Below are 14,193 nucleotides of genomic sequence, written 5' to 3'. Positions count from 1 at the left end.
TCAGTCGAGGAGGGTGAGGACCAGCCGCGAGCCGTCGTGGCCGATCGCGAGGGTGGTGACAAGGCAATCGCTGAGAGCGGCGTACTCCGGCCGGCGTCCGGTCCCGGGATTGACCATGAAGGCCGGGTAGGCGGCGGCCGCAAGCGACAGACGGACTCGGCTCCCGACCGGCAGCGTCATCATCGTCGGATGAAGCTGGACAGGCGCGGGGGCAGTTTCTTCGCCGGCAAAGCAGCGCCGCGTCCCCGAGGCGATCACGAGGGCAGGGCCGTCCGGAAGCAGCACCGACAGGGTGGCATGGAGGTCGAAACTCGGGCGATCGGCCTCGACCACGATCTCCGCGACGGCGGCGCCGCAGAGCACGGTTTCCGCCGTCAGGGGCTCGGACGTGTAGACCGCAACGTCGCCGCGGTCATCGATCGCCGATCTGTCGTGGTAGCCGGCGCCGCCGGAGGGCGCGGGGCGCCAGGGGTCGTGAACCAGTCGGTCTACCCCGGACGTGACCGCCTCCGGCGTCAGCCGTCCGTCGGTCACCGTCGGAGCAGCGCGCCCGGTCGAAGCGAGGTGCAGCGTCGTCCGCCGTCCGCGCGGCAGCGATCCGAATCCGGCGAAGCAGCGCCGGCCGAGATCGAACAGCCGGACTGGCGCCTCAAGGAGATCGTCGCCGTGGAGCACGTGCCGCAGGAAGCCGGCGAACGCCGCGTCGCCGCCGGCCCCGGCCTCCTCGCCGCAGTCGAGCGCGCCGACGTGGCGTCCCCAGGGGATGTGCGCCCAGGGGCCCACCGTCAGCCGCGTCTCGGCGCCGCCCGCCGCGAAGGCGTCGTACGCGGCGAAGGTGCCGTCGATCATCACGTCGAGCCAGCCGCCGACATGCAGGCTCGGCACGTCGAGTCGCCGGCCGGCGAGCACCGCATGCGGCGAGGCGGATGACCAATAGGCCGGGTCGTCGGCGAGCCAGTCGAGATAGTGCGTGAGGTGCGGATGGGCGTCGAACACGTCGAGCCGGGCCGGCACCGGTCCGCTGCAGAGGCGACTGGCGGCCGACCGGAAGGCGTGGTAGGCGGCGGCATCGCCGGCGATCCGCGCATTCTCTGCCGCCATCTGCACGGCCCAGAGCTGGTTGCCGTGGAGTTGGAAGGCACCGCCGCGAAAGGCCCAGTGATCGCGGACGTTCCAGGGCGCCATCGCGACCGCCATCGCCGCCGGCTTCACCGTCCCGGCCGCGAGCGCGCCGGCGAGCCCCATGAACTGCGTCATGCCCTGGTAGCTGAAGCCGTAGGTCGCGACCCGGCCGTCCCCCCCGGAGAGGTCGGCCGCGGCGGCAAGGGTCGCGGCGCCGTCCTGGACGTCGTCGGCGAGGATGCGGAAGCGGCCCTCGCTGTCGCCGCGACCGCGGACGTCCTGCACCATTACCACGAAGCCCTGTGCGGCGTACCAGGCGGGATGGGCGAGGACCACGGTGGAGGCGATCCGACGCCCGTAGGGCTGGCGCATCAGCAGGACCGGATGGCGCCCGGGGCCGGCTGGGCGCCAGACGTCGGCGACGAGCCGCGCCCCGTCCGCCATCCGCGTCTCGATCGTCTCGGGGTCGCGGACGGGAAGCGTCATGGCGGGAAGCGGGTCCTCGCCGTCAGGCAGGCCGCGTCGACCTGGACGGGGAGGTGCGGGCCGTGCTGCTCCACCGCGGCCACGGGGAACACCACGACGGTGTTCGAGAGGTCGCGGGCGGCGAAATCCGCGGTCGAGTGGTCCCACCAGACGTGCGAGCCCGTCATGCCGCGGCCTCCGCAAAGGCGGTTTCGGCGAGCGTCGCCCTGGCGATCTTGCCGGTTGGCGTGGTCGGGAGCGAAGGCGCGAGCCGGATCTCCAGCGGCGCGAGGTCGTATGGGAGGCGGGGGGCGATCGCGGCCTTCAGCCCGGCGAGTTCCGGCGGGGTTCCGGGTTTCGCGGTGACGAAGGCCACCGGTCGGGTGCGGCCGGCGACCGTCACCCCGACCAGCGCCGCCAGCGACACGCCGGGCTCGGCCGCCAGCGCCTCCTCGACGTCGCGTGGGTACCAGTCGACGCCGTCGACGGTGACGAGTTCGGACCGCCGGCCGCGCATGGTGACGTAGCCCTCGGCGTCCATCACCCCGAGGTCGCCCGAGCGCAGCCAGCCGCCGCGCGTCGCGGCCTCGGTCTGTTCCGTTCGGCCCCAGTAGCCGGCCATGAAGCCGCCGCGGAGGCTGATCTCGCCGATCCGGCCGAGGTCGGCGACCTCGCCCGACGAGGTGAGGATCGCGACCTCCTTGTCGGGCAGGCCGGGCCCGACGCGGAGCAGTTTGCCGTCGTCCGGCTCCAACTCCGGAAAGCCGAGGGCGAAGAAGCCGCCAAGTTCGCTCTGGCCGTAGGACTCGACGAGGGGCAGGGCAAGCCGGTCGCGGAACGCGATCTTCAGAGCCGGTGGCACCGGTCCGCCGCCGGAGAGGCCGAAGCGGAGCAGGGAGGGCAGCCGGCCGCGTGCCTCGCTCTCCTCCAGGAGGTCGGTGAGGACGACCGGGTTGCCGACGAAGATCGTCGCCTGTGTGGCGGCGAGCGCGTCGTAGCCGGTCGCCGCCGTCCAGCGGCCCATGACGTTGATGGTCGCGCTGACCGCCATCTGCGGCAGCAGGTTGGCGACGAGCTGATAGGAGGAGGAGAGGGCGGTCGGCCCGAAGGATCGGTCGTCGCCGCGGATCCGGAGCCGCTCCCCGATGCAGCGCGCGGCGGTGACGGTCGGCTCGTGGGCGAGACAGGCGCCCTTCGGCCGGCCGGTGGTGCCGGAGGTGTAGGAGAGGTGGGCGATCGCGTCCGCCCTGCCCGGATCGGCCGGCGGTGCGAAGGCGGCGGCCATCAGGTCGCCAAGGGCGACGGCGCCCTCCTGCGGCCCGTCCATGCAGACGAGGTGCGCGACCCCGCCGACCGACTGCGCCGCTTCCCGGACCGGGGCGCCCATGTCGTGGGTGTAGACGATCACCTTCGGCCGGTGGTCGCCGACGTAGTAGGCCAGCTCGTCGGCGTAGCGGACGTTGACCAGCGCGGCGATCGCCCCGATCCGCCAGGCGCCGAGCATGGCCGTGAGCACGTCGAGCCCGTTGTGGGCGAAGATCAGCACCCGGTCGCCGGGAGCGACGCCGAGATGGGCGAGCGCACCGGCCATCCGCTCCATGGCGGCGACGGCTTCGGCGTAGGTCAGCGTCCGGTCGCGGTCGACCCAACGAAAGGCGACGCGATCCGGGACGCGGAGGGCGCTGGCCTCCAGAAGGCGGTGCATGAGCATTGACGTCGACTCCCTCATCTCGAAGGAGTTTCAACGTCGGGGTGGCTGGCGTGAACCCGGTCGCTGCCAATAGGCGGCATTGGCCCGGCTCAATAGCCCGATCGCCTCTGCAGTGGGCATCACTGCTATGATGGTGCCGTCGGTCGGTAGCTGAGCTGCCTGCACGCACGCACTGTGTCGCGCTGTCGCGGGTGGGCGTCTTCGCGCGGGCGGTCGTCTGACGCGCCGGGACTTCCTTGCGCTGGCGCGAACGATCGGCGTGTCCGTCGGCGATGCCGAAATTGCGATCGCGGACCTGACCGCGCGGGTCGCCGATCGGGCGAAGGGGCTTCGGCTACCCGCCTTTGCGGCTGAGACGGAGGCGGCCCGAACAGCGCTGGACAAAGTGATTGCCTTGGTTTCTGAGCGTTCCAAGGCACTTGCTGCTGAAGCCGGCTGATGGGAACGACGTCACTGCCAACAAGTGGAGTCGGGGGTCTTGAGCGCCGATCATCTGGGGCCGGCACGCTTCAGTACTGTTACGGGACCAGATTAGCCCACAGCATCATTTTGATAGTGCATCATCAAAACGCGCACCCGTCCTGGTTTCTTCGAAGTCATGTCTGTCACTTCTGATTGGGAGAGAGGACAGATATCGGGCTCGGGTTAGGACGGTCGAAAGAAGCTTTCGCGGAGTATGGATAGCTTCGCAAGGGGCGGGAATACTGATACAATGTCTCGGAGAATAGACTTGAAAATCCGAGCTTTCATATCGTGGCTGAACCCGCCTCCCAGCGTCAGATTGCCCATGCTCTCCTCACCGCGCGCGGAATCGCACGCCTTGGGGAACTGCGCGATGCGGGTGTGACAGCCGCCACCATGAGCCGCATGGAACGGGATGGAGAGGTGCTTCGGCTCGCACGAGGGCTTTACCAACTCTCCGATGCAACGCTCGACGCTCACCACAGTCTCGCAGAAGCCGCAAAACGAGTCCCGAAGGGCGTGGTTTGCCTCGTTTCCGCCCTCACGTTCCACGGTCTGACCGATCAACTCCCGAGACAGGTTTGGCTCGCCATTGGCCAGAAAGACTGGGCTCCGAAACCCGAAGGCACCCCTATACGGCTGGTGCGCTTTACAGATCGCCTCCTGACGGAGGACGTCGAAACCCACCCCGTCGAGGGCGTGCCCGTCAAGGTCTTCGGCGTCGCCAAGACGATCGCGGACTGCTTCAGATATCGCAACAAGATCGGCCTGTCGGTGGCGATCGAGGGCCTCCAGGAAGCGCTGCGTCAGCGCAAGGCCACTCCCGGCGATATTGCCAGAAAGGCCGAGCGCGGCGGCGTCGCCACGGTGATCCGACCGTATCTCGAGGCGCTCATTGCCAATGGCTAAGGAGATCAAGAACATCGGCGCCTCGGTGCGCGCACGCTTGCTGCAACTCGCCAAGGCAAGTGGCCAGAGCTTCGACCTGGTTCTGACCCGCTTCGCCCTCGAGCGGCTGCTCTTCCGCCTCAGCAAATCATCCCACGCCGACCGTTTCGTGCTGAAGGGTGCGATGCTGATGATGAGTTGGTTCGATGATCCGCACCGCGGCACCCGCGACCTTGACCTGCTGGGATTTGGCGATCCGAGCCCGGAGCCGATGCTGGCAACGTTTCGGGAGATCCTGGCGCAGGACGCCGACGATGGCGTCGCGTTCGACGCTGACGAACTTCGCGTCGACCGCATCCGTGAGGAACTGGACTATGGCGGGCTCAGGCTTCGGACGACGGCCTCCATCAGCGGCGCGCGGATCAGCCTGACCATAGACATCGGCTTTGGCGATGCGCTGGAACCTGGCGCCGAAGAACTGGACTATCCATCCATGTTGGACTTTCCCATGCCCCGGCTGCGGGGTTATGCGCGAGAGACCGTCATTGCCGAGAAATTCCAGGCGATGGTGGCACTGGGGCGGGTCAACAGTCGAATGAAGGACTACTACGACATCTGGATACTCAGCCGGTCCTTCACCTTCGACGATGACAGGTTGCCGCGAGCGATTTCCGCCACCTTCACACGGCGCGCGACGGCGATACCTCACGACCTGCCGGATGCGCTGAAACCGGCATTTGCCGAGGATGCACAGAAGCAGCGACAGTGGCGTGCCTTTGTTGGGGATGTCGCCCATGACCCGGGTGATTTCGGGACCGTCGTTCGAGACATCGGAGCATTCCTGATGCCCCAGGCGGCCTTAGCGGCGAGATTGTGATACGTGTTGGTGACGGTACTTTTCGCGGCCGGTTGCGTCGGCCACAGAGCGGCCCGAGGTGCGAATATCGTCCGATCGTCCCCGACAGTTGGCGAAACGCCAGAAGTATTCTCGTGCTGTTTTTTCCTTCGATATCAATACCGTAGCTTTCCGACGGCCCGAGTGTCGGCTCTGCAAGCCTCAAGCAAGGAAAAACCCATCTGGATCAATTGCCTAGCTGGGGTTCGGACAATCGAGTGGGAGTGAGGATGATCCGCCTAAAGGCAAATCGGTTCCCGGCCGGTGCTGGTGCGTCGCGTTGATACACTTCGATAAACCTGCCCGCTTGCCTTCCTGAATTGACAGGGCCACCCTCTCCCGAATAACGGCGGGACGGTCTGATGGCGAGGGATCTGCAAGCATTTCTGGCCACGAAGCGGTTCGGCTGCGGAGCAGTCCCGGGCGAGATCGCCGAGCGGCTCCACGACCCGGTCGGAAGCGTTCTGGCGGAACTCGACCGGCCGGCCGACGCGCTTCTGGCCGATGCGCGTCTCCCCGACCGGCAGGGCGCTCTCGCTCTGCACCGGGCGCATCGGGAGGCCCGAAAGGCCCGCCCCGCGGACTCGCCCATGGTCGACGAGGAAGCCGGCGAGCCGGAACGGCCCGGCCCGAACCCGGCCCGTACGATCTACCGGGACGAGGCGCACGCGCGCTGCCTGCGGGCGGTCGAGACCGGGACGCCGGTCCTGGAGCGCCTCGTCGCCTTCTGGTCCAATCACCTCTGCGTCGCGGCGAACCGCGGCCCGCTGGTGCGCCTGTTCGCCGGTCTCTTCGAGCGCGAGGCGATCCGTCCGCACGTGCTCGGGCGGTTCGAGGACATGCTGGTCGCGGCCATCCGCCATCCGGCGATGCTGAGCTACCTCGACAGCACCAAGTCCGTCGGGCCCAGGTCCAGGGCCGGGCAGCGTACCGGCAAGGCGCTCAACGAGAATCTCGCCCGCGAGATCCTGGAGCTTCACACGCTCGGAGTGGACGGCGGCTACGACCAGTCGGACGTGACCGAGTTCGCCAAGATCCTCACCGGCTGGACCTTCGATCGCGCCGGCCACGGCGACGGACTGGGCGACTTCCGGTTCCAGGCCGCCCGGCGCGAGCCCGGTCCGGCGACCGTTCTCGGCCGGAGCTATAACGGGGACGGCGAGGGCAGGGGGCTCGCGGTGCTCCGCGACCTCGCGCATCACCCGTCGACCGCCCGGTTTCTGGCGATGAAGCTGGTGCGCCATTTTCTGGGCGCTCCCCATGCCGCGCTGGCCGACCGGCTCGCCGCCGTCTACGCGGGAACCGACGGCGATCTCGCCGCCATGACCCGAGCCCTGGTGACGGACCCGGAGATGTGGCGGGCCGAGCGCCCCGTGTTCCTCGCCCCTTACGACCATGTGGTCGCGGCCTTGCGCGCGTCCGGCGTCCGGCCCCGGCCGCAGGAGATCATCCGCGTCCTCGACGTCTTCGGGCAGCCGCTCTGGACGCCGCCGTCGCCAGCCGGCTGGCCGGATGCGCCGGATGCCTGGCTCGCGCCGGACACCCTGCTGGAGCGCCTGAACTGGGCCGAGACCGTCGCCGCCCGGGCGGACCTGCCCGACGACATCGACGCGTTCGCGGCCGGCATTCTCGGCGCGGCCTACGATCCCGACACGCGGCTGGTCGTCCAGCGCGCGGAGAGCCGCGAGCAGGCCTTTGCCATCATGGTCATGAGCCCCGGCTTCCAAAGGAGATAGTCGCCATGAACATCGGTCATGTCTCGCGGCGCCAGATTCTCGCCGGCACCGGCGCGCTGATCACCTGGGCGTACCAGACGCGGATCGCGGGCGCCGTTCCGGGCCGCGACCCGCGCCTTCTGGTGATCAACCTGCGCGGCGGGCTGGACGGCGTCGGCGCGGTCGCCCCCGTCGGCGACCCGGACTACCACCGGCTGCGGGGCGAAGCCGTCCTCTCGCCGGACGATCCGGCGCGCGGCCTGCCGCTCGACGGCTTCTTCGTTCTCCATCCGGCGCTCCCGACGCTCGGCCGCCTGTACCGGTCCGGCGATGCGCTGATCGCTCACGCGGTGTCGACGCCCTATCGGCAGCGGTCCCACTTCGACGCGCAGGACGTGCTCGAATCCGGCCTGCCGGGCGTCGGGCGCTCGCGCTCCGGCTGGCTGAACCGGGCGCTCGGCGCCCTGCCGCGGGGCGACCGGCTCGGTCCGGCGAGCGGTCTGGTCGTGGGCGCCACGGTGCCGCTGCTCCTGCGCGGCGAAGCGGAGGTGCTGTCCTGGATGCCGCCGGGCTACGCGGCCGCGGGCGAGGACATCCGCGGCAGGCTGGCCGATCTCTACCGCCATACGGACCCCGAGCTCCTGCGCGTGTTCAAGGCCGCTCTCCGGCTCGACGACCTCTCCGGCGAGACCGCGGCCCAGGCGGCCATGGGCCGGGCGGCGCCGTCCCGGCCGGGTGCGCTGGACACGGCTCGCATGACCGCCGCCGCCGTCGGCCGGCTGCTCCTGGATCCTGCCGGACCCCGGGTCGGCGCCATGGATCTCTCCGGCTGGGACACCCACGTGGACGGCGAGCCCTTCGACGCCCGCTTCGTCGGTCAGCTTGAGCGGCTGGACGCGGTGCTTCACGACCTCGCCGAGAGCCTTGCGCCGGTCTGGCGCCAGACCATCGTCTGCGCCGTCACCGAGTTCGGCCGAACGGTGCGGCTCAACGGGTCGGGGACCGACCACGGCGTCGGCACCGTCGCCATCCTCGCCGGCGGCGCCGTCCGGGGCGGCCGCGTGCTGGCCGACTGGCCGGGACTCGGCGCGTCCGCGCTCTACGAGGGCCGCGACCTGTTGCCGACCCTCGACATCCGCTCGCTCTTCAAGGGCCTGCTGCGGGACCACCTCGGCGTCGACCAGGAACGCCTCGTCGATGCGATCTTCCCGGACAGCGCCGGCGTCCCGCCGATCGACGATCTCGTTCGCCTCTGATCGGCTTCGGATTCGCAACCCACGATCTATGAGCCGTCCGACGACCCGCTCAACCGCGTCGAGAGGTGGGCGGACGAACGGCCGCGTTCGGAATCGCCGATCCGCGTGCTGAGTCGCCGTTCCGCTAGCAATTCATTGAGAAACGTGTGATAGAAATAACATTGTCCTGAATGATGTTGTTTCCTGTCGGCTCTTTTCCCGACCAGTCCCGTTTTGATCCATTTGTCCGGAGCGCGCTATGACGCGAGCATATGCATTTAACGATCATGCATTGATGTCTCGTGCCGTCGCTCCCGCCGCGCGCGTGCCGTCGGGTCGCACCTCGTGCACGATCCCCGGGCCGATCCGCGGCATGGAATTCGGCCGGTGACGGTTCCTCAGCGACTATTCGTCGCCCCTGACGCCATGCAACCCGGACCGCTCCCGGGTCACGAACGGATGCGCGTGGCGATCATCCATTACTGGCTGGTCGGCATGCGCGGCGGCGAACGGGTTCTGGAGGCCCTCTCCCGCCTGTTCCCGACCGCCGACATCTACACCCACGTGGTGGACCGGGACAGGATCAGCTCCACCCTCGCGCGTCACGAGATCCGGACCACCTTCATCGCCCGGCTGCCGCGCGCGGCGCGGCTCTACAAGAGCTACCTGCCGCTGATGCCCATGGCCCTGGAGGAGCTCGACCTGACGGGCTACGACCTCGTCATCTCCAGCGAGGCAGGCCCCGCCAAGGGTGTGATCGCGCCGCCCGGCGTGCCGCACCTCTGCTACTGCCACTCGCCCATGCGCTACCTGTGGGACCACTACCACGCCTATCGGGGCGAGGCGGGTCCGCTGGCGCGGCTGGCGGCGCCCATGCTCACCCACCGCCTGCGCCAGTGGGACGTCATATCGGCGGCCCGGGTCGATCGTTTCCTGGCGAACTCGTCCCACGTCGCGAGCCGGATCGAGAAATACTGGCGGCGCGACGCGACAGTCGTCCACCCGCCGGTCGCGGTGAACGAGTTCGCGCCGGTGCCCGCCCGCGAGATCGGCGACCACTATCTCTGCGCCGGCGAACTGGTGCCCTACAAGCGCGTCGATCTCGCCGTCGAGGCGTTCAACCGCCTCGGCCGCAAACTGGTCGTCATCGGCGGCCCGGACACCGCCGTGCGGGCGCTGAAGAAGACCGCGCGCGACAACATCACCTTCCTCGGCCGTGTGCCGTTCGAAACCCTCAAGCACTACATGGCCCGGTGCCGGGCGCTGATCTTCCCCGGCGAGGAGGACTTCGGCATCGTCCCGGTCGAGGTCATGGCGTCCGGCCGTCCCGTGATCGCCTACGGACGCGGCGGTGCGGTCGAGACGGTCGAGGACGGCGTGAGCGGCTTCCTCTTCGGCGACCAGACCGTGGAGTCCCTGATCGCCGCCGTCGAACGGCTGGAAGGGGCGGACGGCCGCTGCTTCGATCCCGCCGCCCTGGTGGCGCACGCCCGCAAGTTCGACGAGGCGGAGTTCCGGCGCGGCTTCCTCAAGGCCCTGGCCGCCACGACGGTCGCGCCCCGGCTCGGCCTCGCCCCGGCCCTGCAGGCGCTGCCGTGATCGGCGGCGCCGTCGCACGAGCCCGGCGCTTGGCCGACCGGCTGGTCGGCGACGAGCTGTCGCGCCGGTTGATGAAGGGCGGTCTCGCCGCGCTCGTCATCAAGGTGGGGTCGGCCGGCCTGTCCTTCCTGATGCTCCTGGTCCTCGCCCGCGCCATGAGCGCGGACGACTTCGGACGGTTCGGCTTCGGCTTCTCGCTCGCCACCCTGCTGGCCGCCGTCGGCAGCCTCGGCCAGCGCACCCTGGTGCTGCGGTTCGCGCCGGTCTACGATCACGACGGCGCGACCGCCAAGCTCACCGGCGTGGTCCGCGACGGCTACCGTCTCGTGGCGCTCGGCTGCGGCCTCTGCGCCACCGCGACGGTTCTGGTCGCTCTCATCCTTCCGGGGCTGGAGCCGCGCGGCTACCTGGTCGCCGCCGGCCTTTTCGCGCTCATGCTCGGCTTCGCCGAATATCAGGCGCACGTGCTCCGCGCCGTGGGCGGCATGGTTCTCGCCCTCGCGCCGAACGACATCCTCTGGCGGGCGAGCGTCGTGGTGGCGGCGCTCGGGTCCGCCGCCGGCGTGATGCCCATGCTCGACGCCGCCGGCGGCCTGTTCCTGATCGGCGGCATCCTGGCCGCCATCCTTGTCGGACAGGCCTTCGCCCACCCGGTGACCCGTCCCACGACGCTCCTGACGCGCCCGGCCGACATGAGCGATCGCCCGTCGTGGCGCCAGGCCATGTGGGGTCTCTGGGCCAGCGGCGTCGTCACCATGGCGGCGCCCAATCTGGCGGTCGTGGTGCTCGGCCTGATCCTCAGCCCGGAGCAGACCGGTCCCTTCTTCGCGGCGCTGCGCGTCTCGATGCTCCTCAACCTGTTCCTGATCGCCTCCAACATGATCGCCGCGCCGATGATCTCCCGTAGCCACCATCGGGGCGGCGAGGGCGAACTTCAGCGGCTGTGCACCCGGATCGTGATCGGGCTGGCTCTGCCCACCGGCGTGCTCTTCGCGCTCATCCTCCTGGCGGGCGACCACGTCCTGGCCCTGTTCGGGGAGGGCTACGGCAGCGCCTACTGGCCGCTGGTCCTCCTGTCGGCGGGCTATCTCGTCAACGCCCTGTCCGGTTCTTCGTCCCAGCTCCTGCAGATGACCGGCGACGAACGCCACTTCCTGCGGATCGTCACCATCGTGAACGGCGTCTCGATCGCCGCTCTCGCGCCTCTCGGCCTCGCCCTCGGGCCGATCGGCGCCGCCCTCGCGCTGACCTTCAGCCAATCCGCCTGGAACGTCGCCTGCGTCGTCCGGGCGAAGGCTCGGCTCAAGGTCGATCCGTCCATCCTCAGCCTCGCCGCGAGGCCCAAATGAGCGGAACAACTCCCATGCGGCTGCCGGACTTCATCTACGTCGGAACCGGCAAGGCCGGTACCACATGGCTCCTCAAGGCCCTGAACGCCCATCCGAACATCTACGTGACGCCGGTGAAGGAGACCAACTTTTTCGACCTCAACCACGACAAGGGCCTCGGCTGGTACGCCTCCTTCTTTGCGGATGCCCCGGCGGACAGCGTGGTCGGGGAGATCGCGCACCGCTATCTGCGCGACGGGCGGACCGCGGACCGGATCCTCCGCGACCTCGGCCCGGTGAAGATCGTCATCGGGCTTCGGGAGCCGGTCGACTACTGCGTCTCGGACTACCTGTTCACACGGCGCAGCGGGCAGTTCGACGGCACCTTCGCGGACTGGCACAGGGAGGGGCGCAGCCACGGCGCGCTTCGCTACCGCGACATGATCGAGCCCTACGTGGAGCGGTTCGGGCCCGAGAACATCCACATCTATCGGTTCGACGACCTCGCCCGCCGCCCGCAGGCGATGGTGGACGATCTCTCCGGCTTCCTCGGCGTCCCGGCCTTCACGCTTCCTCCGGAGGTCCTCCAGCCCGTGAACGTGGCCCGGAGCGCGCGGGTCCGCTGGCTCGCCAAACTCGCGAGCATCGCCTCCAAGCGCCTCAAGCGCCACGGAGGCCAGCGGCTGATCTCGGCGGTGAAGTTCAACCCGTTGGTCCAGGCCGTCCTTTATCGCCGCCTGCGGGACAAGCCCGAGGTGGACGAGGCGCTGCGCCGCGACATCCGCGCGCTGGCGGCCCCGCACCTCGCATGGCTGGACGAGACGTTTGGCAAGTCCTTCTCCAGCTGGCTCGAGAGCGGGACCTGATCCATGGCAGGACCGCGCCCCAACACCTTCCTGATCGGCGGGCCGAAGTGCGGCACCACCTCGCTCGCCCACTACCTGTCCGAGCACCCGGACGTCTTCCTCGGCTACCCGAAGGAGCCGTCGTTCTGGAGTGTGGACCTGAAGCGCAGCGAAGCCGTGGTGCGTCTGCGCGGGCTCGACGACTACCTCGCCCTCTACCGGCGCGCGGGATCCGCCAAGATCGTCCTCGACGCATCCACCAGCTACCTGCTCTCCGAGGTCGCGGTGGCCCGCATCCTGGCGTTCGCGCCCGACGCGCGGTTCATCGTGATCCTGCGCAACCCGGCGGAGGTCGCGCACGCCTATCACATGGAGAAGGTCTTCAATCACCAGGAGGACGTCGAGGACTTCGAGACCGCCTGGTCTCTGCAGCAGGAGCGCCGGGCAGGGCGCCGCGTCCCGCCCACCTGCGTGGAGCCGGCGGAACTCCAGTACCTCGCGGTCGCCAGCCTCGGTCGGCAGCTGGAGCGGGTGACGAGCCTCGTGCGGTCGGAGCAGCTGCTCGTGCTCTTCACGGAGGACATGGCGCGCGACCCCCGCGCCGTCTACCTCGCCGCGCTCGGCTTCCTCGGCTTGCCCGATGACGGCCGCACGGATTTTCCGGTGGTCGGCGGCGCTCACTTCAACCGGTTCCGGCGCCTGTCGCGCCTCTATCAGGCGCCGCCCGCCATCCTGAAGCCGCTGGTCCGGTCGGCGAAGCGCCTGCTCCGCGCGCACCTGTCGGCCGCCCTGAAATCCCGCATGACGGCGGCGATCGCCGAGCACAGGCCGCGCGCCGCGATCCCGCGGTCGTTCGCGCTCGACCTGCGCCGGGCCTTCGCGGCCGACGTCGCTCTCACCGAACAGCTGACCGGACGAAGCCTGAGGCACTGGATCGATGAAACCTGACACGTTCATTATCGGCGCCCCGAAGACCGGCACCTCGGCGCTCGCGCATTACCTTGCCGCGCACGAGAACGTCTTCTTCTGCGTTCCGAAGGAGCCCTTCTACTGGTGCTCGGATTTTCCGCGCCTGAAGCACGAGATGTCGCTCCGCGATCTCGACGACTACCTCGCCCTGTTCCGGAAGGCGGACCCGGCCCGCCACACCGTGGTTGCCGAGGGCAGCACCCGGTATCTGCGCTCCACCGTCGCCGTCGCCAACATCCTGGCCTTCAACCCGGCGGCGAAGTTCATCGCCATGCTGCGCAATCCGGTGGACCTGGCGCCGGCCTACCACATGGAGCAGCGCTACTCCCTTCACGAGGACATCGTCTCCTTCGAGGACGCCTGGCGCGCCCAGGAGGCAAGAGCCCGCGGTGATCGCATCCCCAAAGCGTGCCGCGAACCCGCCTTTCTCCAATATGGCGAGGTGGCGTCCCTCGGCGCCCAGGTGGCGCGGCTCAGACGGCTCGCGCCGGCCGACCAGGTGAGGATCATCGTCTTCGACGACTTCAAGAGCGACCCCGGCCGCGTCTACCGGGAGACGCTCGCCTTCCTCGGCCTGCCGGACGATGGCCGGACCAGGTTCGAGACGGTCAACTCGGCGCATGGCCACCGCTACGAGTGGCTTGCGAAGGCCGTCCTGACGCCGCCGGCGATCCTGGAGCGCCCCGTCCTGCGTCTCCGCCGCCATCTCTGGGAGAACCGCTATCCGCCCGTCGAATGGATCAAGAAGCGGCTCAACCAGCGAAAGGACCGCGAACCGATCTCGCCCGGTCTGAAAGCCGAGATGATGGCCTACTTCCGGGCGGACGTGGAGTTGCTCTCCAACGAACTCGGCCGGGACCTGACCCACTGGGTGCGGCCAGGATGACGACCGCCACCTCTTCGACGCTCCGCCCCCTTCCGGATGCGGCTGCCGGGAGTGGCGCGCCGTCATATCGAGG

The 14,193-nt window shown here is 69.2% G+C and carries 12 protein-coding genes and 1 pseudogene; 10 read left to right on the top strand and 3 right to left on the bottom strand.

Annotated features, from left to right (window positions below; all coding sequences use genetic code 11):
* From HND91_RS05510 to HND91_RS05500, 3 genes and pseudogenes are all read right to left on the bottom strand, one after another.
* Complete coding sequence (locus tag HND91_RS05510; RefSeq protein ID WP_181705525.1) at positions 1–1,608, bottom strand: CocE/NonD family hydrolase; 1,608 nt, start codon at positions 1,606–1,608, stop codon at positions 1–3.
* A 29-nt stretch (positions 1,609–1,637) separates the two neighbouring features.
* Positions 1,638–1,775: pseudogene (locus tag HND91_RS05505) on the bottom strand (creatininase family protein); the annotation flags it as partial.
* A complete protein-coding gene (locus tag HND91_RS05500; protein ID WP_181705523.1) occupies positions 1,772–3,298 on the bottom strand; it encodes a class I adenylate-forming enzyme family protein in 1,527 nt (508 codons plus the stop codon). The pseudogene HND91_RS05505 and the gene HND91_RS05500, both read right to left, overlap by 4 nt.
* Before the next feature lie 259 nt (positions 3,299–3,557).
* On the opposite strand from HND91_RS05500, the gene HND91_RS05495 reads away from it, so the two are divergent.
* From HND91_RS05495 to HND91_RS05450, 10 genes are all read left to right on the top strand, one after another.
* Entirely contained in the window at positions 3,558–3,737 is a 180-nt protein-coding gene (locus tag HND91_RS05495) for a hypothetical protein (protein WP_181705522.1), read from the top strand.
* A 314-nt stretch (positions 3,738–4,051) separates the two neighbouring features.
* Positions 4,052–4,669: a type IV toxin-antitoxin system AbiEi family antitoxin domain-containing protein gene (locus tag HND91_RS05490; RefSeq protein ID WP_181705521.1), complete on the top strand. Its 618-nt coding sequence runs from the start codon at positions 4,052–4,054 to the stop codon at positions 4,667–4,669.
* Positions 4,662–5,525, top strand: coding sequence for a nucleotidyl transferase AbiEii/AbiGii toxin family protein (locus HND91_RS05485; RefSeq protein WP_181705520.1), 864 nt, complete (start codon positions 4,662–4,664; stop codon positions 5,523–5,525). The genes HND91_RS05490 and HND91_RS05485 overlap by 8 nt, the downstream gene beginning before the upstream one ends.
* 380 nt (positions 5,526–5,905) lie before the next feature.
* Entirely contained in the window at positions 5,906–7,279 is a 1,374-nt protein-coding gene (locus HND91_RS05480; protein ID WP_181705519.1) for a DUF1800 domain-containing protein, read from the top strand.
* A 5-nt stretch (positions 7,280–7,284) separates the two neighbouring features.
* Positions 7,285–8,514 carry a DUF1501 domain-containing protein gene (locus HND91_RS05475; RefSeq protein ID WP_181705518.1) on the top strand — a complete coding sequence of 410 codons (1,230 nt, stop codon included), beginning with the start codon at positions 7,285–7,287 and terminating at the stop codon, positions 8,512–8,514.
* Positions 8,515–8,952: 438 nt separating this feature from the next.
* Positions 8,953–10,092, top strand: coding sequence for a glycosyltransferase (locus HND91_RS05470; protein WP_181705517.1), 1,140 nt, complete (start codon positions 8,953–8,955; stop codon positions 10,090–10,092).
* A gap of 29 nt (positions 10,093–10,121) precedes the next feature.
* Positions 10,122–11,441, top strand: coding sequence for a lipopolysaccharide biosynthesis protein (locus tag HND91_RS05465; protein ID WP_210272593.1), 1,320 nt, complete (start codon positions 10,122–10,124; stop codon positions 11,439–11,441).
* Positions 11,438–12,286 (top strand): sulfotransferase domain-containing protein, encoded by an 849-nt coding sequence (locus tag HND91_RS05460; protein ID WP_181705515.1) that lies wholly within the window; start codon positions 11,438–11,440, stop codon positions 12,284–12,286. Before HND91_RS05465 ends, HND91_RS05460 begins: the two co-directional genes overlap by 4 nt.
* Positions 12,287–12,289: 3 nt before the next feature.
* Entirely contained in the window at positions 12,290–13,213 is a 924-nt protein-coding gene (locus HND91_RS05455; protein WP_181705514.1) for a sulfotransferase family protein, read from the top strand.
* Positions 13,203–14,120: a sulfotransferase family protein gene (locus tag HND91_RS05450; RefSeq protein WP_181705513.1), complete on the top strand. Its 918-nt coding sequence runs from the start codon at positions 13,203–13,205 to the stop codon at positions 14,118–14,120. Before HND91_RS05455 ends, HND91_RS05450 begins: the two co-directional genes overlap by 11 nt.
* Positions 14,121–14,193 lie beyond the last annotated feature (73 nt).

The organism is Chthonobacter rhizosphaerae (genome assembly GCF_013839525.1).
GTDB classification, from domain to species: domain Bacteria; phylum Pseudomonadota; class Alphaproteobacteria; order Rhizobiales; family Pleomorphomonadaceae; genus Chthonobacter; species Chthonobacter rhizosphaerae.
The sequence above is the reverse complement of the archived record's forward strand: the minus strand, read 5'-3'. Positions and strand labels throughout refer to the sequence as shown.